Genomic DNA, 23,112 nt, shown 5'->3' on the forward strand with positions numbered 1-23,112 from the left:
CGGCTTGAGGGGGCTGAATCAGTGGGCCGACAGCAGGGTGTAGATTTCATGCAGCGGCCGCCGGGGCGAGGCACAGACCCGGTTTTGTTCATTGGGGTAGCCGATGGCCAACATCATCATCACCGAGTGCTGCGCGCTGATCTTGATCGCCTTGCGCAAGCGGCTGTCCGCCGTGCCCGACTGGCTCCAGTTCAAGCAACAGGAAGCGATGCCCAGGGCATGCAAGGCCAGGATCAACGACATGGCAAACATCCCGCCGTCGATCCAGTGCTGGTAGCGTTCGCGAGGCGAAACAAAGGCCCGCAAGTCGCTGGTGATGATCAACAGGTCCTGAATCTTGTGCCCGAAGCCGCGGTTGCCATCCTGGAACGCCAGGGCCCGCTGGGCCATTTCGCCCTTGAGGTGATAGACGTGCCAGGCCTGGCGGTTGCAGGCGGACGGCGCCTTCATGGCCATTTCCAGGGCCCGGCGCAGCTCTTCCACAGGGATGGGCACAGGCGAAAACTCGCGCAATGAATACCGCGACAGAAAGAACTGCTCAGGCGCCGGCAAGCGGCCTTTATCGAACGCCGAGCGGTCATAGTCGAGCGCCCCGCTGTGTTGAAAAAACGGCACGGGTTGTTGGCACTGGGCCTCGACTTTCAACAGGCGCTGCAACAGCCAGGCGGTTTTTTGCGGATGGTGGGGCTGCTCCGCGTCGGCGAATTTTTTCAACACCGAGATCGCCAGCAGGTCGTGACAGCCAATGCCGTGGAGCATGAACGAGCGCTCCAAAGCGAGGATCAGCGCCTGAGCCCCGGCCCAGCCCGAGCCCGGTTTGCGATGGCTGAAACTCAGGCTCTTTTCCAGGGTGTGGTAGAGCTTGACCATGTAATAGTTGCGCGCCTCCACCGACCTTAGCGACGAGCGCCAGCCGCCATAGCGCACAAAGCGGCTCAGGTCGTAGAGGAAGCCGAACCCGGCAAACAGGGTTCGGGCATAGACTTTTACGCGATCCATCATGAGGGGTACTGCTCCCGAAAGCCGGTGGTGAACGGTCATGTCAAAAAATCCGCCGTGACGGCTCGCCATACCGGGTGTGAAACACCAGGCGTCGAGCACCGCGCACGTAGAGCCAGAGCAGCAGCCCATTGCTGAGCACCGTCGCCAGCGCAGCGCCACGCACGTCAAACAGGGCAATCAGCATCAGGTTCAGCGGTACGTTGAGCAGCGCCACCAGCGCCATGTAGCGGACCTTGGTCTTCATGTGTTCCTGGGTCACCAGGGTCGCGCCCGCGCTGAACGCCAGGAAGCTCAACGGTGCCGAGAGCGAGAGGATTTTCAACACCGGGCCGGCCTCCTGATAGGCCTGGCCGAACAGCAACGACACGGCCCAATCCGCCCCCAGCACAATCAGCACCAGGGCCAGGACGCCCAGCAGCAACATCAGCCGATTACCCTGGCGATACACCTGATAGAAGGTCTCGGGCTCTTGCCTGGCCCAGCGATGCATCTTGGGCAGCAGGAAGCGCTGGTACATCACGCCGGGCAGCAGATACACCGCCCCCATGAGGGCGAAAGCAACGCTGTAGACCCCGGCCGCGCTATTGCCGGACAGGTATTTGAGCAACACGATGTTGCTTTGGAAATAAATCAGGTGCGACAGCGCCGCGATACCAAACGGCCAACTGCCAGCGATCACCTGCCCCATGCCCGGCGCCTGGTGCCCGGGCGATGGCGCGCTGCGTGGCCCATGCCCCTGGAGCTGCAACTGGCCGTGGGCCATGCGTCGCAGCGGGGCAATGGCCAACAGCAGAAACACCCCGGCAACCCCGGCAAACACTCCCGCGTAGGACTCCGCCGCCACGGGCAGCGGCAGGGCCAGGGCCATCATCGCCACCAGCAGGCAGCGCAGGAAATGCGGCAGAAACTGCCACAGCGCCAGGTGCAGGTACCGTTCCTCCACTTGCAGCTTGCTGCTCACCAACTCCACAGCTAACTGCCCCAGGCCATAGAGCGAAAGAATCAGCAGCAGCTTTTGGCTCTGGGGCTCGTGCCGGGCCAGCAGCGCCCACGCGCCTATGGCGGCCATCAGCAGCAGACTGCCGAGAGCGATAAAACTCAAAGACGGTCGCAGCCAGCGGATCGCCGCCCAGCCTTCCTGGCCAAATGCCTTGAGCCAGTACTGGGCAACGCCCAGGCCCGCCAATGGCGCGACCAGGGTGATGCTGCCAAGGGCCGCGGAAAACGCGCCGAAGTCATGACGGCCCAAGGTCCTGGCCAGCAGCACCTGAGTTAAAAAGGCACAGCCGGCTCCGGCCAGGGAGCCGAACCAGAGCAGGCAGATAGCCTTGAACGCTGCTGTTTTATTCATCTGCCAACATGGCCTTCATACCCTTGAAGTTCAGAGATTCATACACCGGAAGTTGCAACTGACCGACGATCTATTCGCGAGCTTTTTTAAACGCCGTGGCGGCCAGTTGCTGATGACAAACCAACCAGAGCACTCGGCTCTTAAGTAGCGCGACCGGCCAACAATGGGCCGCAAGTCGCACGAACAATAACGTCGCTCAAACGTTGGCCTGGGCAAACGAGTAATAACCACCGGCGTTATAACCAGACTTGCGCGACACTTTTTTACGGACTCCGTTGAAGATCGCGCCTTTTATGGGCACGCCGTTTTGTTCCAGTCGGCACAGGGTCAATTCGATGTCCTTGGCCGCACTCAGGGCAAACCGCGTGACCAGCAGATTGGTCGCGCATTGGCGCCCGACAATCACGGCATCGGTCACCGCCAGCAGTGGCGGCGTGTCGAGCAGTACCAGGTCATAGCGCGCACTCATCTGCTGCAACAGTGCGGCAAAGCTGACGTGCATCAGCAGCTCCGAGGGGTTGGGCGCAAGCTGCCCACGACTGATGAAATCCACGTTGTCGACCCCGGTGCCACGGATCGTGCTGTCGACTTCGCAGCGCCGGGCCAGTACATCGGCGAGCCCGTTGTCCACCTCAAGGGCCAACACCTCGTGCAAGTACCCCCGGCGCATATCGACATCGATCAGCAACACCCGCAGCCCGGTGCGCGCCATCACCACCGCCAGGTTGACCGAGATAAAGGTCTTTCCCACTCCGGCGCCGGGGCCGAAAATCATCACCCGGTTATCGGCCGCCTGGGGCATGGCGAAATGCAGGCTGGTGCGCAAGCTGCGCAGCGCTTCCACCGCCGGATCACCCGGGTGGGTGATGGCCAGCAATGCGCCCTGCGGAGCGGTGAGTGCCCGGCTGCGACTGCGCTTTTTTTCGTACTGCTGTTGCGCGCGGCTGTAGGGAATCGAGGCGTAGACCGCCAGGCCCAGTTGCTCGATGGCTGCCGGGCTTTCCAGACCGCGACTCATGGCTTTGCGCACCAGCACCAGGGCCACCGCCAGGAACCCGCCCAGGAGGGTCGCCACCAGCACGATCAGCGGCTTTTTCGGTTTGATCGGCTTGAGAAAATTGACCTCGGCAGGGTCGATCAACCGCGCATTGCCAAAGGTCCCGCCGCGCACTACATCCAGCTCCTGGGACTTGTTCAACAACCGGGTGTAGATCGCCGTGCCGACCTCGACATCCCGGGTCAGGTTGAGCAGCTCCTGCTGGGTCGCCGGCAGGGCCTGGACCTTGGCTGCCAGGCTCTGCTGCTGGCGGCTCAAGGCACCGATCTGGTTCAGCAAGGAGCGATAGGCCGGGTGCTGGCGGGTGAATTTGCGGTCCATTTCAGCCTGTTGCTGCTTGAGTTCCAGCAGGCTGGTGTCGAGGCGCACCATCTGTTCGAGCAGCGCCCGGGTCTCCAGGGTGACGTCCACCAACTTGCTGCGCCGCTGGTAGGCATTCAAGGCATTGCCGGAGGTCGCCAGTTCGCTTTTGACCAAGGGCAGTTGCTCCTTGATAAACGCCAGGCTGTGCGCTGCCTCCCCCGAGCTGCGCTCGACGTTTTGCCGCACATAGATCGCGGCGATTTCATCGAGGATCCTGATCGCGCGAAAGGGGTCGTCACTGTCCAGGGACAGCACGATCATGCCCGAGTCCTTGCCGTGCTCACTGACCTCCAGCGCCTCCTGATACTGAAGAATGCTGGTCAGGCGCGTATTGCGCAGCACCTCGAAACGGGTTCCCGGACGCGCACGCAATCGCTCGACCTGGATCGCAAAGCCGTTGCCTTCAAGGCGCTCACCGACCGCTCCTGCCAGTTGCTCGCGGCCCTGCTCATCCGTCAGGCTGAATTGCCCCTGCTCACCCGCCGTGAGGATCATCTTGCGTCCGCGCAGCGCATCCGGGACCTGCAATTCGAGGATCTCCAGCAGTTCGCCGCCCCAGGCAAAACTGTCCAGCCCCAGCCGGGGTTCGGCCAATTGCCCGGGATTATTCAAACCAAAGCGCCGCGCCAGGTACGGGCCCACCAGCGGCCAATACAGCGGCCGGCTGACGATATCCAACTGCAGTTTATCCACGGCCTGGCCCACCACCGAACGCGACTGGATCAACACCATTTCGGTGGCCGAAGGCGGTTCGCTGTCCGCCACCCCGCCCGCCTGGGCCAGGCCGAGCGGGTCGTTGCGCCTGACCTCTATCTGCAGCATCGCGCTGGCCTGGAACACGGGGGTCGCCAGCAACGCGTAGGCGACGCCGATGCACATGAATGCACCACTCACCCCGACAATCAGCCACTTATGATCGAGCAGTGCCGCCAACAGGCCGAGCACATCGATCTCGTCATTGTCGTCCGCCCGTCCGTTGACTACTGGCACATGCTGCATAAGTCGGACTCTTTGCCTTAGTGCGATTCACGAAATAATTGTCAGCAAACTAAACGCTGTTCCAAAGATGGACAGTTGAACCCCCGATCAAACAGCAAAATCACCCACTTTATTGTTAAGCACGCCGCACTCAGGGCGAGTGTCGGTAAAGGGAGACTCGAACGGTTACTTTGAATAACAAGCAGAATGATTGCAGGCGCCATTTAATAGCATGAGCACTTCACAACGCCCATCATTCACAGCTGCCGAAAAATAACAGTGCTCTTTTAACCTCGTGAAAAAACACTCATCACAACTAACCAGACCATTTTTAACAGTGGGTGTATTAACCCAGGCAAACCTTCTAGATTAAAAACCGGGTCGCCCTTGGCAGCTCTTTATTTTCCCCACCGAAAAGAACCCCGCTGTCTCTGACTCCATGGATCCGGACTATGAAAACATCGAGCGCTTGCCAGATAGATAGCCCACCCCAGCCAGGCGACTCGCTCCGCCAACGCAGCCTGGCGTCCCTCATCGTTCGCGCCTACGCCCTGGAACTGATCTTGCCTCGTGCGCCGAAGCCGTCGCTGCTGATAGAGCGGATCGGCGTGTTCCCGGCCTCCGGGGAAATCCGCTGTCGCGCCCAACATGGCGCCACCCTGCTGGCGGGCATCAAGCAGCGCTACGCAGCCGAGGCGCTGGACATCGATGAGCGCAACGGATTGAGCCTGGTGTTTGCCGATTGGCGCTTCTGGCTGCGGCTCTGCGCGGCAGGCAACGAAGCCTGCCTCAATGTCCAAAGCCGTGGTGATCTGGCCCTGATGCACAGCAAGACCCGCGAACTGCTGATGCAGATCGCACCGCAGGCCGAGCTTCCTCAGTCGCAATGACTGCCGGTAGCGCACCCCACGACCAGACCGGGTGCCGGATCCAGTCCAGTCCCGCCCCCGCCAAGATCTGCACCACGTCCGCTCTCTGAGCCAACACCGGCCTCTGTCGCTGCCCCTTCAGCGATATGCAGGGCTCCTCACTCAAGCAGGATTGTTGAACATCGACAGTCGGATGCACCGGCGTCCTCTTGTATGATGGCGCGCTTCAAGCGTGGGCCGCGGATTCAGACTTGCCAATGACCACCGGAGCAACTCCGGCCTGACGCCCTCAGGGCACGCATCGCTTTTTCCTGTGTTAACAACACGGCTCCTTCCTGGAGCGCGCCTGGGGCCTTGCGCCCGGCACGCGCCTGGCCCGGGATCGCAGTCGTCGAGGAGCTTTACATGGATACGCTTTACCGGACGGCCCGCCCAGGAGTGTCCGCCCCGCGGTTCACACTGAACCTGCTGACCCTGGGCCTGCTGCTGGCCAACGCGATGCCGGCGGCCCAGGCCAGCGAAACCGAACTGCCGGCGATGACCGTCACCGGTGAAGACACCTCGGGCTATCAGGCCCACAGCGCGTCGGTCGGCGGCTTCGAAGCTGCGCCCCTGCTCGACACCCCGGCCTCGATCACGGTGATCAACGAGGCCATGATCAAGGATCAGCAGGCCCGCCTGCTCAGCGAAGTGCTGCGCAACGATGCCTCGGTGGGCGACAGCTACGCACCGGTCGGCTACTACGAAAACTTCGTGGTGCGCGGCTTCTCGCTGAACGCCGCCAGCAGCTACAAGATCAACGGCCGCACTATCACCGGCGAGCAGAATGTGGCCCTGGAAAACAAGCAGCAGGTGGAACTGCTCAAGGGCCTGGCCGGCCTGCAGAGCGGCATCAGCGAACCCGGTGGGCTGATCAACTACGTGACCAAGCGCCCGACCGACGTGCGCTCGGTGACGGTCTCCACCGACGATCGCGGCAGCGGCTACCTGGCCACCGATGTCGGCGGCTGGTTCGGCAGCCAGCAGCAATTCGGCCTGCGCGCCAACGTGGCCCATGAAGACCTGCATTCCTACGTCGAGCACGCCAATGGCCAGCGCGACTTCGTGTCCCTGGCCTTCGACTGGAACATCAGCCCCGACGCCCTGCTGCAACTGGATGCCGAGTACCAGACCAAGGAACAGCGCTCGGTGCCGGGCTACCAACTGCTTGGCGGCACCCAGCTGCCGCACCACGCCTCGCCGAAAAAACTGCTGGCGCACCAGAGCGGCTCCAAGCCGGTCAGCAGCGAGGCGCTGAACCTCAATGGCAACTTCGAGTACCGTTTCAACGAACAGTGGAAAGGCAGCTTCAGCGCGTCGCGCAGCCAGGTGGTGATCGACGACTACAGTTCGTTCGCCTGGGGCGGCTGCACCGTCGGCTGCATCACCCCTGGCGTCGCCAACTACTTCAGCCCTGAAGGCGACTACGACATCTACGACTTCCGCAGCCCCGACGACACCCGGCGCACCGACGAAGCCCAGGCCATGCTCAGCGGCCGCTTCGACACCGCCGGCCTGGGCCATGAACTCAGCGTCGGCACCAGCGCCTTGCGCCGCGTGGTGGATAAACGCAAGCCGATCAACGAATGGCTGGGCAGCGGCAACATCAACAGCGAACCGGCGGACCTGCCGCGCTACAGCGGCCCGCTCAACGAGTCCCACACCCGCCTCGACAGCCGCCAGTACGGGCTGTTCATCAATGACCGGATCAGCTTCAACGAGCAATGGCAGACCGTGCTCGGCGGGCGCGAAGTGCGCCTGGACGAACAGGCCTTCGACGAAAACGGCAGCGACGCCCGGCACACCCAGCAATACGTGTTCCTGCCCGAGGCGGCGCTGATCTACAAACCGGCGCCCAACCTGGCGCTCTATACGCGCTACAGCAAGGGCCTGGCCCTGGGCCGCGAAGCGCCGTGGTTCGCCAGCAACTCATTTGAAATCCTGGCGCCCAGCGTGTCGCGGCAGATCGAGGCCGGGGTCAAGTATGACTGGCAGCGCATCAGCTTCGCCGCCGCGCTGTTCCAGCTGCGCCAGGCCTACCAGTACTCGCGGCCCAACGATGACGTCGCCAACCCCTTCACCTTCGTCCAGCAGGGCCAACAGAAAAACACCGGGCTGGAGCTCTCGGCCAATGGCTGGGCCAGCCAGCGCCTGCAGATTTCGGCGAGCGTGGCAGCGATCCGCGCCCGGGTCAGCGACAGTGGCACCGACGCCTATGACGGGCACCAGGCAATCAACGTCCCCAAGCTGCGGGCCAGCCTCTACGGTGACTATGCCCTGCCCTGGTTCGATGGCCTGGCCGTGCTCGGCGGCGTGCAATACAGTGCCCGCAAGTACGCCGACAACCTGGGCCAGGTGCAGACCGGGTCCTACGCCATCTTCAACCTCGGCAGCCGCTACAGCACCCGCATCGACGGCTACGACACGGTGTTTCGCCTGACGGTCGACAACCTGTTCGACAAGCGCTACTGGCGTGATGCCGGCGAATACATGGGCGATGCCTACCTGTTCCAGGGCGCGCCGCTGACGGCCCGCCTGAGTGCTTCGATCAACTTCTGATAGCCCCACTGACGTGTGAGTTAAGGAACCTGCTATGTCCGATCTCGAAATAGCTGCCGTCATCACCAACATCCTTGGCGTCTGGCTGACCGCCCGGCGAATCCGCTGGTGCTGGCCGGTCAACGTGCTTGCGGTGCTGCTGTACGGGTGGATTTTCTATGAGGCCAAGCTCTACTCCGACACCCTGTTGCAGGGCGTGTTCGTGGTGTTGCAGGGCTACGGCTGGTGGCGCTGGAGCCAGGGCGGCTTGGCCGACGGCAAGGTCCGGGTGGCGCGCCTACCCCTGCGCGAAGGCCTGCTGGGCCTGCTGTGTGGCGCTATCGGCGGACTGTTGCTGGGAGCACTGATGCACCGCTACACCGACGCCTCGGCGCCCTGGATGGACGCGCTGTTGACTGCCTTCAGCCTGGTGGCCAGTGTCTGGGCGGCGCGCAAGTACGTGGTCAGCTGGTGGCTGTGGATCGTCCTCGACTGCCTGTATGTCGGCCTGTTCCTGTTCAAGGACCTGCACCTGACGGCCGGGTTGTACGCAGGCTTCGTGGTACTGGCGGTGTACGGCCTGCGTGCCTGGCAACAGGACCTGGCGCGCCAGGAACACCCGCGCCCCGCCTGCCAGCCCTCTTGATACGCCGGGGACCTGACCTGCTCCTGACAGAAACTGACACCTGACTCGGTTAGGCTGACGGCGATTTCAGGCTCCTCGACGCCAGAAGCAGGCCTCAACCCTCATGAGAAGGACACTCCAATGACACGCGCCCTCACCCTCCTCAGCGAAAATTTTGCCGATTGGGAAACCGCCCTGATCAACTCCACGGGCCGCGGTTACTTCGGCTTCCAGACGCGCTTTGCCAGCCCTGGCGGCGCGGTGGTGACCTCCTCCGGCGGCATGCGCATCCTGCCTGACCTGGCGATCGAAGATATCCAACTCGATGAGTTCGATCTGTTGATCGTATGTGGCGGCACGGTCTGGCAGTCCGCGCAGGCCCCGGACATCCGCGCCCTGGTCAGCACCGCCCATGCTCAAAACCTGATCGTCGCCGGCATTTGCGACGGCACCCGGGTCCTGGCCCAAGCCGGTGTGCTGGATGCGGTGCGCCACACGTCCAACTCGGCAGAAAACCTCTTGGCCCTCAATTATGCGGGGGCCGCCCACTATCAGGATGTGCCCTATGCCGTGGCCGACCAGCGTGTGGTCACCGCCCCGGGCACCGCGCCCGTGAGCTTTATGGCGCAGATCCTGCGGGTCGTGGGCATCCACGATGAACGCCTGGACGCCTACCTGGCGATGCACGCGGCAGAGCACCGTCAGCCTGGCTGAACACCCAAAAAAGCATGCTCCAATGGCGTAATGCCAGTCAGTTAAGGGCAAGCACTGTCATGGTGGCGAGGGAGCTTGCTCGCGCTGGGCCGCGCAGCGGCCCCAAAAAGGGCACTGTTACGCCCCAGAGCCCCGGCCGGCCCCACGGGAGCAAGCTTCCTCGCCACAGGTTAGGTGTCGTTCGCTCTGGCGCTTAACTGATCGGCATTGCTCTAATAGCGCCCTTTTTTCAACTGACCGGACCCCGCCCATGGCTGCCCAACGTATTCGCCCGATTGCCCTCTGCGTCTTTCACCACAACGGCAAAATCCTGGTCAACCAGGCGTACGACAAGGTCAAAGACCAGCACTTCTTCCGCCCGATCGGGGGCGGCATCGAGTTCGGTGAGCTGAGTGCACAGACGGTGGTTAGGGAGGTCCGGGAGGAACTGGGCGTGGCCATCAGCGGCGTTCGGCTGCTCGGCACCCTGGAAAGCCTGTTTATGTACGACGGCACCCCGGGTCATGAAATCGTGCAGGTCTACGACGCCGACTTCGACGACCCAAGCCTGTACCAACAGCCTCACCTGGATGGCCATGAAACCGACGGCATGGCCTTTACCGCACGCTGGCATGCCAGCTCAAGCTTCACCCAGCAGGCGCCACTGGTGCCCGTGGGGCTGTACGAGCTGCTGAAGAAGGCCGGGCTGCTCGACTGAGCCCGCGCCGTTTCAGGTATCCAGGCGTGGGTAGCGGCTACCTGTCTCGGGATGGCGGATCTTGTGCAGGCGATACAGCGCCTGCTCCTTGATCACCTCGTCCTCGGATTCGGCAAACGCCTTGATCACCGCCACCGCCTCGCGGGTGCCGATCGCCCGTAGCGCCCAGAAGCACTTCTTGTAGTAGGCGCCATAGTCGTCATATTCCAGGTACTCCAGGAGCGGCTTCAACAACACCGCCTGGCGCAGGAACGGCACGCTGTAAGGGTCGGCGGCCTGCTGCAGCGACCAGATGATGTCTTCATGGTCCTGGTGGTCGGTCTTGATGAGGCATTCGCAGGCCTCCTTCAGTTGCTGGGTATCCATGGGGCGTGATCCGCAAAACAGGCGCGAAATGGCGACCGCGGGCAAAAATACAACAGAGTGCGCGTCCAGCGCGACCTCCCGGGGCATGCAAGGTGCCAGCTTGCAGGTGAACGTCACAGGTCCGTAAAGGTCGAAACCTTTATGAAGACGCTGCTGATACGGGCGAGAGTCGAGATGTCGTCATCAGCGATAAGCGGATTCAGACGCAGCGAAGCACTCTGGCAATCGAGTACTTCGCCTGATCGAGCGAGCACCCCAGGCTGTTCCGGGTGCCGCCCGCTTAACGAAGGAGACACCCCATGGTCACCCACTACAAGGTCGCAGGGCACCTTGCCTGCGGCCACCACGGCACCCACCTGGTTTCAAGCTCCGAGCTGACCCGGGTCAAATGCCGTAGCTGCAGAAATACCGACGCCTACAAACAGGCCCGCAAGGATGAGCGCAACGCCACCCGTCGCGCCGCCCGCAAAGCCAGGGCCGCCCACACCGCCAATGATTGGCGCGCCGCATGGCGCGAACGACTGACCGCCATGAAGGGGCCGCAACGCTTGCCTCGGGGGTTTGCGTCGCAACCGTTTGTCTAAGACATTCGGGCGGCCAAGGCAAACGGGGGTGCAGATCCAGCCCCTGCGCCGCGCTGACCTGAGCGCTGATCCGCCAAAGCCCGCCGAGCGCGGGCTTTGTTGTCCAGGCCAACCCTGCAACTGCCTGTCTGTACGAATTTCCAGTAACGCCCCGAGCCGCGCAAATAGTAGCCTCAACCGCCCACCCGGGGTCTTGCTCAGCGTGCATGCCCCAAGGCGCATGCACGCTGTTTTGATCAGGGACGGCCAGCAGAAAACAGCCCACGCGCAGAGCTGGAAACGACCTCGGGTGGGGCACGTTAATTGCAAAAAAAACAATAACCATAACGAGAGCACGAACAACGAGTCGCGCTCCTTTCGCCTGATGTGCAGTTCAGAGGTCGCCCTTGCATGGATCTTTCACGACTTACGCCGTCCCTGGAGTTTCAGGACCAGCGGCTGAAATACCTCTTTCTCAGCTATCAACTTGGGTCCATGCGCGCTGCGGCAGACCAGCTGGGGATCGCCCCGTCATCGGTCAGCCGGCAAATTAATTTACTGCAGACAGAGCTGAGCATCGATCTGATCGAGGCCGGCACTCACCGCATTCGCCTGACCGAAGCGGGCCTGGTCACGGTGGATTACTACCGTGCACGGGCGAGCCAACATGAGGCGCTGCTCAACCGGCTGGACGATTTGCGCGAGCAGCACCTGGGCAAGACGGTGGTAGCCGTGGGCGAAGGGCTCTTCGGTGCACAGCTGATCGGCAAGCTGCAGAGTTTTTTCAAGTCCTACCCGGGCCTGCGCACCGAGATCCTGATTGCCCCGACCCTTGAAGTTCAGCACATGGTGATGGAAGACCAGGCGCAGATCGGCGTGCTCTTCGCCCCCCATCCCAACCCTGCATTGCGCCGCCAGTTCGGTATCAAGCAGCCGCTGCGGGCCATCGTCCACCCTGATCACCCGCTGGCCCGACAGCCATCCATTAGCCTGGAACAACTGGCGAGCACCCAGTTGGTATTGCCCAACCACGGCTATCGGGTGCGGGAATTGGTCACCCTGTCGTGCAAGGGCAAGCCGTTTGAAATCGAACCGGCGATCACTGCCAATTCACTGCAAGTGATCATCGACTTCGTCAAAGCCAACATGGCCAGCACCCTGCTGGCCGAGGTCATGATCCTGCCGGAGCTCAAGGCCGGAACCCTGGTGGCCCTTGAGGTGGAGTGCCCGGAGATGAACAGCACCGAGCTGCAGATCATTCGCCGCCAGTCACGCAAACTGCCCCCCGTCACCCAGGAGCTGATCCGCCACCTGGCGCGTTCAATCAGCAAATTGAGCAACGCCGGCTGAACCGGAAGCACAAAAAAGGCGGAACGTCGAAACCGTTCCGCCTTTGTTTGTCGGGGCAAGGTCAGTGAGGCACATCCGGTTTGCATCGGATGCTGAACAAGGTGCCCGTGGTGATCAGGCCAAACACAATCAGCATCACCGACACCGGCCAGGCCGAGTGGAAGGCCCCGAACAAGGCCGTTGCCGCCAACGGTGCGAGCCCACCGGAAAAAATCGACGCAATCTCATGCCCCAAGGCCATGCCGGAATAGCGCACATGGGCCGGAAACAACTCCCCCATCAACGCCGGCTGGGTGCCGATCATGGCGCCGTGGCAGAAGGCCAGGCCCACCAGCAGTGCCAGGTAGACGTAGCCGCTGACATGGGTGTCGATCAACCAGAAAAACGGGAACGCGAACAGCACCAGGCTGATGGAACCGATGGCGTACACCGTACGCCGGCCAATGATGTCGGACAGCCAACCCCAGAACAGAATGGTGAAGGCCTCGACTATCATCGCGACCATTACCCCGCCCAGCACCACTTGCGTGCTCAAGCCGGTCAGTTTGGCGTAAGCCATGACGAAGGCGAGAAAGATATACGCGCAGCTGTTTTCGGCCATGCGCAGCCCCATGGCCTGGAACACTTCCCGGGGGTGCTTGCGCAGGACTTCCATCGCCGGCGGATGCTTGACCTTTGCCCGTTGCGCCGCGGCATCCTCGAAATCGCGGCTCTCCGGCAGGTTGCGGCGAATGTAGATACCGACCCCGAACACCAGGACGCTGGCCAGAAACGGCAGGCGCCAGCCCCAGCTCAGGAAATCCTCGGTGGGCAGCATCTGCACCAGGTAGAACGCCGCGGCCGAGAGCACAAACCCGCCGGAAACACCAAGCTGGCTCCAGGCCGCATAGAAACCGACGCGATTGGCCGGCGCGTTTTCGCTGATCATCAACACGCCACCGCCCCACTCGCCCCCTGAGGCGATGCCTTGGGCGATACGCAACAGCACCAGGGTGATGGGCGCCAGATAACCCGCCTGTTCGAATGTCGGCAGCAAGCCCATCAGGAATGTCGAAACGCCCATGATGCTGAGCGTCATGACCAGCGCTTTTTTGCGCCCGTCCCGGTCGCCGATATGACCAAAGATAATCCCGCCCAGGGGGCGGGCAAAAAAGCCCACGGCAAACCCTGCGAACGCGCCCATGGTGCCCAGCACCGGATCAGTCCCGGCAGGGAAGAACAGCGGGCCGAAAATCAGCGCCGCCGCCGTGCCGTACAGGAAGAAGTCATACCACTCCAATGCGTTGCCAAACACCGAGGCGATGACAATTCGGCGCATGGTGGAAGAGCTGGGTGTTTGGCTAACGCCTGCTTTGAAATTACTCATCTACTTCTCCAAACCGAGCCAGCGGCTCACCAGATCTTCCAGGTGTATGAGGTGACGAGGCGGTACTCGTCATAGTTGTTGCCGTACTTCTGCTTGGTGTTGAAGTTCTTCAGGTCAACGCTCAACCCCTGGAGCGCACCGCTTTGCACCACATAAGACAGGAAGATGTTGCGTTCACTTTCCTGGTCATGGCTCAACCCGGCACCACGGTCGATGGCGGTGCCCTTGATGTAGCGCGTGAACAGTTTCAGGCCGGGGAGCCCCATGTTTGCGAAGTCATAGCCATAACGCACCGACCACGATCGCTCGTCCGGCCGGATGAATGGCAGGCCTGCCCAGTTCGGCAGATACGGTTGCGGAACATAGCCATTGAGAGTCGGGAACACCGTTTCACCCAGCATTCGCTGATAGCTGACGCCAAACAGATGGGCGCCTTTTTGCAGGGTCACCAGGCCGCTGTAGGATCGGTTGTCGACCTTGCCTGCAAGGGCGCTGCCATCCTCACTGTTGTTGAAGTAACCCAGGTCAGTCTTCAGGACGTAGCCGTCCCCCAGGTCCAGCGCATGTTTGAGACCGGCGTAGTGCTGGCGGTAGATATCGTTGAGCACGCCATAAAAGTAAGTGCCTTGCAGGGTCGGCGTGAACGAGTAGGTGCCGCCGCCGAAATCCAGCCCCTTGCTGTCCAGATCGTCGGTCGAGCCGTACTTGTAGAGCTGCTCGTGGTTGGAAGACTGCCGGGTGACGCTGGACCAGAAGCGCCCTCCCGTCAGTTCCAGGCGGTCTATGTCCCGGGAGTTGACCACTGCGCCCTGGTAGATGGTATCGAGCTGCCGACTGGGATCGTTGGAGGCGATCGGCAGGTTGGGTTTCTGATCACCGATTTTCACTTCGGTTTTCGCGTAACGCAGCTTCAGCGTGCCACCGGCGCGGCTGTAGTCATCGGCGGCCTTTTGCTCGTAGGAGCTGTAGGGCAATGAACCATCGTTGCCCGTGGAATCGAGCCGCAACGCGTACTGGGCGTTGGCATCGAAACCAATGGCCAGGGGGGTGTCGGTGTAGCCGGATTGAAACTGCAGATCAAAGCCCTGGGACCAGTTGCCGACTTTGGAGGTGGGCGCCTCGCTGTTGGTGAAATTGCGGTTCAGGTACAGGTTCCTGAAGTTCAAGGACAGGTGACTCTCGTCCATCAGGTCAGCGTGGGCCGACCACGGTATTGCTATCCCTATAAGCCCTAAGGAGTGAATTGCATGCACACGCAAAGCTCGCTTTGACATAGTTACATCCATACAGGTTTGCCACGGTTGGGGGCAGAGCTTCAGAGACATGGCAGTGAATGACAGCGCCGATCTGAACGCCCGCGGCTGTCATGTTTTTTATTGTTGTTTTGTGAATCAGATATCCAGCACCAGGCGCCCGGAGCGCGCCCTTGAACAGCACAGCAACATTTGATCGTTCGCCTCGCGCTCGTCTGCCGTCAGGTAGACGTCACGGTGATCGGGCTCGCCTTCCAGCACGTCACACAAACAAGTGCCGCAGACGCCCTGCTCGCACGACACGTCAATGGCGATGCCCACTTCGGCCAGGGCCTGCACGATGCTTTGCCCGGCATGCACCTGCAGGGTTTTACCGCTGCGGGCGGTGTGGACTTCGAAGGCCTCCCCGGAACCGTCAACCTCGACCTGGAAATACTCGCGATGCACCTGCTCATTGCCGTAGCCAGCCGCCGTGGCCGCGTCGATCACCCAGGTCATGAACCCCGACGGCCCGCAGGTGTACACATGGCAGCCTGGAGCCGCCGCGCCGAGCACGGCATTCAGGTCGAACTTGCCGGCCGGCTCGTCATCGAAATGGGTGCTCACCCGCTGGGAAAACGCTGCACTGGCCAGCTCTTGCAAAAACGCCGCCTGGCTGCGGGAGCGACCGCAATAGTGCAACTCGAAATCAGCGCCCCGGGCATGCAGCGCATGGGCCATGGCGATCATCGGCGTGATGCCGATTCCGCCACCGATCAACAGTGAACGCTGGGCATCAACCGCCAGGGGAAACAGATTGCGCGGGGCGCTGATGGTCACCACACTCCCCTCGCGCAACGTGGCATGCACCGCCTCGGAGCCACCGCGCGAGGCCGGATCCTTGAGCACCCCCAATCGATAGAAGCCAGGGTCTGCCGGATCGCTGCACAGCGAATACTGGCGCACTAGGCCATCGGGCAAATGCACATCCACGTGAGCCCCGGCCTCGAACGCCGGCAACGGCGTGTCATCCGCGGCACACAGGTCCAACACCAGCACGTTGCCGCCCTGCTGCCGGGCCTTGTGCACCACCACCTTCAATACGCTGTCAGTCATCGATTCACGCCCATGCTCAGAGGATGTAACCGATACCGGCGAGGGTATCGTCGGAGTTGATCAGGCGAATCAGCTTGCGCTGAATCTTGAAGGTGCCTGCGTCCCGTTCCAGCTCATAGACGATGTCGGCGCTGTAGTGCTTGAGCGAGTCTTTGCGAAACTCCCGCAGGTTCTGCGCACAGCGCACCGTTACCTGTTGCGCGTTTTCCGCCAGCACGCGAAAGCGCGACAACGTGCGCACGGTACGCGGCTGCGGGCTGGTGGAAATCGACTCGCCGCTGGTCAGGCGCTGCACCCGCAACTGGCGCATGCCGGCGTCGTCATAGGCGTAATTGAGGGTGTTTTCGAAGTCCTGCTCATGGGGGTCGATCGGGATGATGTAAGTGCCCTTCTCCATCCACAGGTCCAGCCAGGCATCGAATTCGCCATGGTCGAGCATGTCGCCTTCCTGCCAGATAAAAGCGGTGACTTCGTTCAGTAAATTCAGGTTCATCAAGGTTCTCCGCCGGTTACGCCGACATCATCTTTTTCCACTGCTGGTAGGCCGCGCGCATTCCGGTCTCGGCACTGACATCACTGACCCGGCCATCCTCGGTCGCCCGTTCGCCGGGCAAACCACGGTTGAGCATGATCCACAGGTTTTCCCCGGCACTGGCGCCCTTCTGCACCCGCTCCCAGGCTTCGGAGTCGTCCGGGGTGCCAAAGCCCATGGGGCCCTGGAAGTGCTCGTGCAGCCGCAGGCGGTAGCGGTTGGCCGCCACCGGGCCGCCGTCCATGGTGATCACCGAATGATGGATTTCGGTCTCCAGCACCGAGATCGGCTGCAACACGCGAAAGAACGCCATGGAGCAGGCGACATTGGGAAACAGGTTGAGGTTGAAGCCCGAACCACCCACGGCGCGAACAATGCGCCGCACCTGGTTCTCTTCCAGGCCTTCATCGCGCAACTCGGCAGCCAGCCCGGCGAAACGCTCCGGGATCGGCTTGTCGAGGTCGGCTTCCAGGTCCACCAGGTCGGGGATCATCACCATCACGCTGTGGCCGTTGCCCAGGTCTTCGACGTAGCCCGGGCCTTCGACAAAATCGAACAGCGCCAGGGTCTGTTCATCCACGGACGACAGGAACGACTTGTGCACCAGGGGGAAGTGGTAGGCGTCGGTGGTGTTTTCCAGCTGGATCTTCCAGTTGCCGGGGAAGCGGAAACGGTGCTCGCCCGGGACCTTGATCGGATAACCGGCGCCCTGCTTCATGAACAAGTCCATCCACTTTTTCGCCGGGCCGAGAAAGTCCACCAGGGGTTCGATGTCGTCCTTGAAGGTGGCGAACAGCATCCCGGCGTACTCCTCCACCCGCAGGCTCACCAGGGGCAGTTCGCCTTTATCCAGGCAATCCCCGTAGCTCTCCGGATGCGGCACACCGCGCAACGACCCATCGAGGGCGTAGCTCCAGCCGTGGTAGGGGCAGACGAAACTGTTGGTCTTGCCCTTCTTGTGCTCGCAGACGGTTGCCCCGCGATGACGGCAACGATTGAGGTGCACGTGCACCTGGTTCTTGCGATCACGCACCACAATCACCGGCTGCTTGCCGATGTAGGTGCTTTTGTAACTGCCCGACTCCGGGATCTCGCTGACATGCGCCACCCAGACCCAGGTGCTGTAGAAAATCTTTTCAAGCTCTGCGTCGAACAGCTTGGCGTCGGTATACAGCGAAGTGTGGACACGGTCCGGCTTGACCAGGTCAGCGGGGTTGATGCCCAGGTTCACGGCGTCGATAAGTTGGGTCACGGTCAGGTCCTATACGTTGATGTCGAGCAGCGTTTTTTATGAGTCAGGCGTTCGCGATGGCGCACAACTGCGCATCGCCGCCCTTGCGCCCGATCAGTTGCAGGCTGGTTTTCAAACAGGTTTGTGGACAGGGGATGGGCACACTCAGGGCCGGGTGGCCACTGAGGTTGAACGGGCGTAGAAAACGGGTCATATCGATTACCGGCGCACCAGCGCGCACATCCGCCAGCAAGGGCGGCAATCGCGGCAGGCTGGGCAGCACCAGGGCGTCGAACTGCGCAAGCAACCCGTCCACCTGTTCACTGAACGCAGCGCGGACAGCCTCGGCGGCGCGCAGCTCGTCGTCATCGGTGGCGGCTGCACGCAGCAGTCGGGCTTCGATGTCTGCACCCAGCAGGCCGCGACCGGTGTATTGGCCAAATGCGGCCCAGGTTTCAGCATTGATCACGGTCAACGCCGCGTCGAAGGCCGAGTCCAGCAGCGTCAGGCTGACGACCTCACAGCCCCAGCCACGACGGCTGATTTCCTCGTCAATGGCAGCGCGGATGTTGGAGTCGCAGGCCACATCCACCAGGCCGATGCGGACCCGCTCAGGCGCCCGGGGCATCACGAAGGTGGTGTCCATGGCGCGCATCGCGGCGACCAATGTGTCGAGATCGCGGGCCATGGGCCCTACACAGTCCAGGGAACTGAACGGCGGGGATACACCTTCCCGGCTCAAGCGGCCAAAGGTCGGTTTCAGCCCGTACACACCGCAGCAGGCGGCAGGCATACGCACCGAACCGCCGGTATCAGTGCCTAGCGCAGCATCGACCGCGCCTTGGGCGACAATCACCGCAGAACCGCTGGACGAGCCACCCGCAATGCGCTCGGGAGCCTGAGGATTGATCGGCGTACCCGCCCAGTCGTTGATCCCGGTGACGCCAAAGGCCAGCTCGTGCAACACGGTTTTACCGACCACCTGCCAACCCGCGTCCAGCAGCGATTGCACCACGGTAGCGTTGCGCTGGGCCGGCGGCGCCGCTTCAAAGGCACGGCTGCCACAGCGGGTTGGCCAGCCGGCCACATCCAGCGAATCCTTTATGGCCACGGTAGGCCCTGGTCCCCGCTTATGAGTTTCAACAACCAGCGGGCTCATGACTGTCCTTCCTGTGCGTGCGCAAGGGGGCAGACATCGAGTCGCTCGGTGGTGAAAGACGCTATGCGCCAGGCGCCCTCCTCCAGGCGAAAACTCAGGTTCAGCGCAGCGACAATGGCTTCCCCCTGCCCCGAGTCATAACGCGAGAGCTGCTGCAGCAACCAACGGCCAGTCACCTCAAGACCGTCAACGGCAATTTGCTCGCCCGCCAGAAAATGCGCATTGAAGCGAAAGTGCGGGTTAGGCGGCAGATAACCCGCAAGCATCGCCACAATCGCCTCACGCCCCTCAAGCCGACCGAACTTGCGGGCATAACGCGACCCCACACCCTGCCAATACGCATCGCTGCAAAACAACTGGCGCAGCGCCGGCAGACGATCTTCCTCACCGGGAACGTCGCACAACGCCATGTAGCGATGCAGCACCCGCCGCACCGCCGACTCAGCCTCAAGCACCCTGACGCGCTCGGCCAGGACCGTAATATCTGCAAGGGATGAATTCATAAGAGAGCACCTGCCAGCGTTTACATTGCGATGACAGGAAATTAGCGATGAGCTGGAGGGGCAACAATCACAGGGCGTGAGTAACTTGTTGCGTTTTATGCAACGAGTTGAGGGTTGGGGGGCGGGTGGTGAGGGGGCATGGCGTTGGGTAGGTGGGAGCGGATCAGTCTGCTGGAAGCTGGTGCACGGCTATCCCATGAAAGAGGCAACAACAGAATTTAATTTCATGAGGGATAACCTCCAGACATAAAAAGCCCCGCTAAGGCGAGGCTCTTGAGACGTATTTCTTATCACCGCCCTGAAGAATCTGAAGTTTCTTCAATAACATTTGAAGGAGCTTTGACAGGCTGAGCATCAACAGCTTTAGACATCAGTTGGGGCTGTGAACTCTTCCGATCTTCCAACGGCTGAGCTTCCTCACGAAGCTGCTTGGAATCAACCCAGTAGGACGTCAACGCCATAAAAACTTTCATTACCTCCAGCCCCCCGATCCCGCCTGCCAACTCGACGGGGCCCGTATCAACATCTGGCGAGTCCTGTTGTCGCTGTAAACGTTCCTGAACTGCCAACTGCCGAACACTCTCACGGTACTCTTGATAATCGAGCGCATAAGGCAGAGCCACCATACAAGCCTTCATTGCCGCCAAACTCGCAATCACTCCCACCAACGCGTTGGCCCAAAACAAAGGAATACGACCACGCAAACGGATGGTTATATTGGCAACCAAAGTCCAAACCAAATAAAAGAGCTGAAAAGGGAGTGCGAGTATTGCGATAGACTCAAAAGCATCCCAATGGAACAACACCCAAAGCGTCTGTAACACCGATAACTCTCCATAAACCAAATGCCGTAGGGAAGCCGGACAGCACTTGCTTGCCTTCTATTCGAACCGCACATATCGATAGACATTCATATCAAATGGTACGTACTGCGTTCTGAACTTTTTGAAATTGAATGCGAGTTCAAAAAACTACGGGAGCCCATTGCCAGGCTGAACCTCGTCTTTTCGCTTGCCAGTCCTCCTCGCCCAGGTAACCAACCCCTTTACTCGCAATGAATACTGTCAATAGTTGCGTCGCCAGTAAATTGCATACAACTAAACGACCGATCATTCCGTTTGATCTCCTTCCGAGGACCAAGGATCGTAGCGCATCTGCAGAGCAAGCGTTACCGACATTCAAACTAAGGTGCTAGCAAAGCAGGCACCGAGAAAACTTTTAACACCAGAACTTGAGTTATGCCGCGTGTGGACTATTTGCTTATCAAACGATTTGATTCGCCCACTCCCCTGACTCTCACTCAGCGACGCCGCCAAACGCGCACCAGTGGTTCCGCATCCGGGTGCGAGCGCGGTAAGGTAATTACATTACAAAACCAATGAAGAAGCTTGTGGACAGGAATATCTAGCACACAGACTACCAACCACTCAAAGCAAGCAAACCACAGCCTCTACTGGAGCAGAGACCGGAGTAGGGATAAGAAATCTAATAAGCCCCCTGATAGGACGCTGTGTCCCTGCAATTCGCAAAATTACTGTGTGGGGGATGTGAGAGTATTTTCTGGAAATGAAAAAGTCCAACCTGTGAAGATTGGACTAAGTCATTAAAAATATGGTCGGGGCGGAGTGATTCGAACCCTCGCCCCCGAGCCCCCATCTTCTTTTTCATACTTCTTGAAAGCTTCCAAAATTTTGTACAGGATTTTTCCAAGCCAGTATTTACGTGAGTTCCAGCGGTGTTCTGCTCTACGCGAGTCCGATAACGTCCATCAGGAACCGACGTTTTTGTGGGGGCAAAAATAGGGAACGCCCGTTTCATGGCCAAAATCACCATCAAAGAACTCGAGTCGCTGACCGCCAATGATGCCGGCCGCATCCTAAGGGAGGATGGCAAATTCGCCGGGCGAATCTCAGTGCGTAAGGCCGGTGTGTCGGTCAGCTTTTTCAATCGTTATCGCTGGGGCGACCAGAACAAAAAGTACGCCTGCGGAACCTGGCCGCGCAAATCCCTGACAGACATCAGTAATTCGCGTAACCGGCCAGGGTGCTTGATGAGCAGATCAATCCCAACGAACACAAGAAAACAGCCAAGGCACAGGCATACGCCGCGGCTACCCTAGCGCATTCAACCCATAGCCAATCGGCGAAAGACTATCCCGACGCCGATTTGCCACCCGGTTCCTAGTGTCGACACAGTAAGACTGCACACGTTCTAAAAGTAGTATTTGGCTACCAGCTCATACTCATCAACCCCGGTACTGTCACCCTGCTTGTTCCGGGCCATATCGAACTTTCTCTCAAGGCCAATCGCAAGGCTGTCATGCAAGGTGATCAGGGCAAAACCTGCCACCGAATACCCGCTGCGACCGTCACTGTTTTTGTCGGAAAACAGATTGATCCCGCCATACGCCTTGAAAAACCCCAATTCGCCCATTTCCGGAAATGAGTAGCTGCTGTAGGACTCCACGGCCTTCGCTTCACGGTAGCCGCTGGACGTTGGCGCTGAAGCGTTGAGGTTGCGGTACTCGCCGTACACCAGCGCGTGGTACCAGGGCGCATTGGTATACGTCACCCCCGACAGCCAGCCTTCGACGTTGGGGTGACGGGTGTTGAGTTGAGCCCTGGTGTCCAGCGAGCGTTCGCTCATTTCGGTGACGCCATAGGCCAGGCGCAACGACCAATTCTGCGCCGGGCGCCAGATGGTACCGACCTGGTACAGCGAGTCCCGCGAGCTGTCGACAAACTTGCCGGGGCCCACACTACTGGGGTTGACGGAGTTGTGCACCGGACCGGTGCCAAAGCCGTACATCGCCCCGAGCTCGAAATCGCCGCTACGCACCCGGTAGTAAAGCGATTTGTTCGGCCGGGAAAAGCCCAGCAACTGGTTGCCGCCATAGCCGTTGAACGTGCCCTGGCCCTTGGTGCCATAACCCAGGTACCAGTCAGTGACGGACCCGACCATGTCGAATGTCAGGGACTTTTGCTGCCCGTAACTCAACTGCCCCCAGCGTGCATTGCGCACAAACACATACTGGAAACGTTTGATCTGGGCGGCCGTGTGATCGTAGTAAAACGGGTCGTAGGCCCATTCCTGGCGCATGCCCACGGCCCACTCAGTACTAAGCTGGTGGGTGTAGATCATGTTGATGCGGTGGCCGATGCTGCCGGTGTGGCGGCCCTGGATGTAGACCTTGTCGTTGGCGGCAAAAATGCCTTGGGCGTGCAGTTCCAAGCGGTCACTGTCGGTTTTGATCAAGTCAATTGCCAGCGCTGACTGGACAACACCCAGCGCCAGGAGCGCCGCCAGGATAAAACGATGGAGCACGCAAAAGCCTTGTCCAACACGACGAACAGAGGAAATCATGGGGGAAGCTCCCGCTGCGCCACCAGGCAATGGCGCAGACGTTCAAGAGGTAGGTAGTGCTAAAGCCTGGATATTTTTATTTTTATGGGGTGTAACGG

At 60.7% G+C, this 23,112-nt stretch carries 20 protein-coding genes and 1 pseudogene; 8 read left to right on the plus strand and 13 right to left on the minus strand.

All coding sequences use genetic code 11. The annotated features are described in order from the left end of the window. Positions 1–18: 18 nt before the first annotated feature. From CF161_RS28305 to CF161_RS28315, 3 genes are all read right to left on the minus strand, one after another. Positions 19–1,002: a nitroreductase family protein gene (locus tag CF161_RS28305; protein WP_020300066.1), complete on the minus strand. Its 984-nt coding sequence runs from the start codon at positions 1,000–1,002 to the stop codon at positions 19–21. 40 nt (positions 1,003–1,042) lie between these two features. Then, positions 1,043–2,353: an oligosaccharide flippase family protein gene (locus tag CF161_RS28310; protein WP_020300067.1), complete on the minus strand. Its 1,311-nt coding sequence runs from the start codon at positions 2,351–2,353 to the stop codon at positions 1,043–1,045. 196 nt (positions 2,354–2,549) lie between these two features. Next, a complete protein-coding gene (locus tag CF161_RS28315; protein ID WP_020300068.1) occupies positions 2,550–4,772 on the minus strand; it encodes a polysaccharide biosynthesis tyrosine autokinase in 2,223 nt (740 codons plus the stop codon). Between the two features lie 542 nt (positions 4,773–5,314). Between CF161_RS28315 and CF161_RS28320 the strand changes: the two genes are divergently transcribed. The 5 genes from CF161_RS28320 to CF161_RS28340 all read left to right on the plus strand — a co-directional run bounded on the left by CF161_RS28320 (position 5,315) and on the right by CF161_RS28340 (position 10,233). Continuing rightward, positions 5,315–5,641: a phosphomannomutase gene (locus CF161_RS28320; protein ID WP_256206965.1), complete on the plus strand. Its 327-nt coding sequence runs from the start codon at positions 5,315–5,317 to the stop codon at positions 5,639–5,641. Between the two features lie 384 nt (positions 5,642–6,025). Further along, complete coding sequence (locus tag CF161_RS28325; RefSeq protein ID WP_020300070.1) at positions 6,026–8,218, plus strand: TonB-dependent siderophore receptor; 2,193 nt, start codon at positions 6,026–6,028, stop codon at positions 8,216–8,218. A 34-nt stretch (positions 8,219–8,252) separates the two neighbouring features. Then, positions 8,253–8,843 (plus strand): nicotinamide riboside transporter PnuC, encoded by a 591-nt coding sequence (gene pnuC, locus CF161_RS28330; RefSeq protein ID WP_020300071.1) that lies wholly within the window; start codon positions 8,253–8,255, stop codon positions 8,841–8,843. Between the two features lie 120 nt (positions 8,844–8,963). Then, a complete protein-coding gene (locus CF161_RS28335) occupies positions 8,964–9,536 on the plus strand; it encodes a type 1 glutamine amidotransferase family protein (RefSeq protein ID WP_020300072.1) in 573 nt (190 codons plus the stop codon). A gap of 250 nt (positions 9,537–9,786) precedes the next feature. Then, positions 9,787–10,233 carry an NUDIX hydrolase gene (locus CF161_RS28340; protein WP_020300073.1) on the plus strand — a complete coding sequence of 149 codons (447 nt, stop codon included), beginning with the start codon at positions 9,787–9,789 and terminating at the stop codon, positions 10,231–10,233. 12 nt (positions 10,234–10,245) lie between these two features. Here CF161_RS28340 and CF161_RS28345 read toward each other — a convergent pair whose 3' ends face one another. Continuing rightward, a complete protein-coding gene (locus CF161_RS28345; protein ID WP_020300074.1) occupies positions 10,246–10,599 on the minus strand; it encodes a hypothetical protein in 354 nt (117 codons plus the stop codon). 299 nt (positions 10,600–10,898) lie between these two features. Here CF161_RS28345 and CF161_RS28350 point away from each other — a divergent pair, with 299 nt between their 5' ends. Both CF161_RS28350 and CF161_RS28355 read left to right on the plus strand, forming a co-directional pair. Then, positions 10,899–11,183, plus strand: coding sequence for a hypothetical protein (locus CF161_RS28350; RefSeq protein ID WP_020300075.1), 285 nt, complete (start codon positions 10,899–10,901; stop codon positions 11,181–11,183). Positions 11,184–11,573: 390 nt separating this feature from the next. Continuing rightward, positions 11,574–12,512 carry a LysR family transcriptional regulator gene (locus CF161_RS28355; protein ID WP_043230663.1) on the plus strand — a complete coding sequence of 313 codons (939 nt, stop codon included), beginning with the start codon at positions 11,574–11,576 and terminating at the stop codon, positions 12,510–12,512. A gap of 61 nt (positions 12,513–12,573) precedes the next feature. On the opposite strand, the gene CF161_RS28360 is transcribed toward CF161_RS28355, so the two are convergent. The 8 genes from CF161_RS28360 to CF161_RS28395 form a co-directional block, all read right to left on the minus strand. Continuing rightward, complete coding sequence (locus tag CF161_RS28360) at positions 12,574–13,830, minus strand: MFS transporter (protein WP_020300077.1); 1,257 nt, start codon at positions 13,828–13,830, stop codon at positions 12,574–12,576. 74 nt (positions 13,831–13,904) lie between these two features. Next, positions 13,905–15,065: an OprD family outer membrane porin gene (locus tag CF161_RS28365; RefSeq protein WP_020300078.1), complete on the minus strand. Its 1,161-nt coding sequence runs from the start codon at positions 15,063–15,065 to the stop codon at positions 13,905–13,907. A gap of 204 nt (positions 15,066–15,269) precedes the next feature. Continuing rightward, entirely contained in the window at positions 15,270–16,226 is a 957-nt protein-coding gene (locus CF161_RS28370; RefSeq protein ID WP_020300079.1) for a PDR/VanB family oxidoreductase, read from the minus strand. Positions 16,227–16,242: 16 nt separating this feature from the next. Then, the gene (locus CF161_RS28375) at positions 16,243–16,719 is read right to left on the minus strand and encodes an aromatic-ring-hydroxylating dioxygenase subunit beta (protein WP_020300080.1); all 477 of its coding nucleotides are present in this window, start codon (positions 16,717–16,719) and stop codon (positions 16,243–16,245) included. 16 nt (positions 16,720–16,735) lie between these two features. Further along, on the minus strand, positions 16,736–18,010 hold the full coding sequence (locus CF161_RS28380) for a Rieske 2Fe-2S domain-containing protein (RefSeq protein ID WP_020300081.1): 1,275 nt from the start codon (positions 18,008–18,010) through the stop codon (positions 16,736–16,738). Positions 18,011–18,053: 43 nt separating this feature from the next. Then, positions 18,054–19,148, minus strand: a complete 1,095-nt coding sequence (locus CF161_RS28385; protein ID WP_043230674.1) for an amidase — start codon at positions 19,146–19,148, stop codon at positions 18,054–18,056. After that, the gene (locus CF161_RS28390; RefSeq protein WP_020300083.1) at positions 19,145–19,651 is read right to left on the minus strand and encodes a nuclear transport factor 2 family protein; all 507 of its coding nucleotides are present in this window, start codon (positions 19,649–19,651) and stop codon (positions 19,145–19,147) included. The genes CF161_RS28385 and CF161_RS28390 overlap by 4 nt, the downstream gene beginning before the upstream one ends. 290 nt (positions 19,652–19,941) lie before the next feature. Continuing rightward, positions 19,942–20,475: a hypothetical protein gene (locus CF161_RS28395; protein ID WP_020300084.1), complete on the minus strand. Its 534-nt coding sequence runs from the start codon at positions 20,473–20,475 to the stop codon at positions 19,942–19,944. Between the two features lie 992 nt (positions 20,476–21,467). On the opposite strand from CF161_RS28395, the pseudogene CF161_RS32575 reads away from it, so the two are divergent. Beyond that, positions 21,468–21,769: pseudogene (locus CF161_RS32575) on the plus strand (site-specific integrase); the annotation flags it as partial. Positions 21,770–21,862: 93 nt separating this feature from the next. Here the strand turns inward: CF161_RS32575 and CF161_RS28400 are convergent. Continuing rightward, positions 21,863–23,014 (minus strand): porin, encoded by a 1,152-nt coding sequence (locus CF161_RS28400; protein WP_256206966.1) that lies wholly within the window; start codon positions 23,012–23,014, stop codon positions 21,863–21,865. Between the last annotated feature and the right edge of the window lie 98 nt (positions 23,015–23,112).

Source organism: Pseudomonas sp. CF161 (genome assembly GCF_000416215.1).
GTDB lineage: Bacteria > Pseudomonadota > Gammaproteobacteria > Pseudomonadales > Pseudomonadaceae > Aquipseudomonas.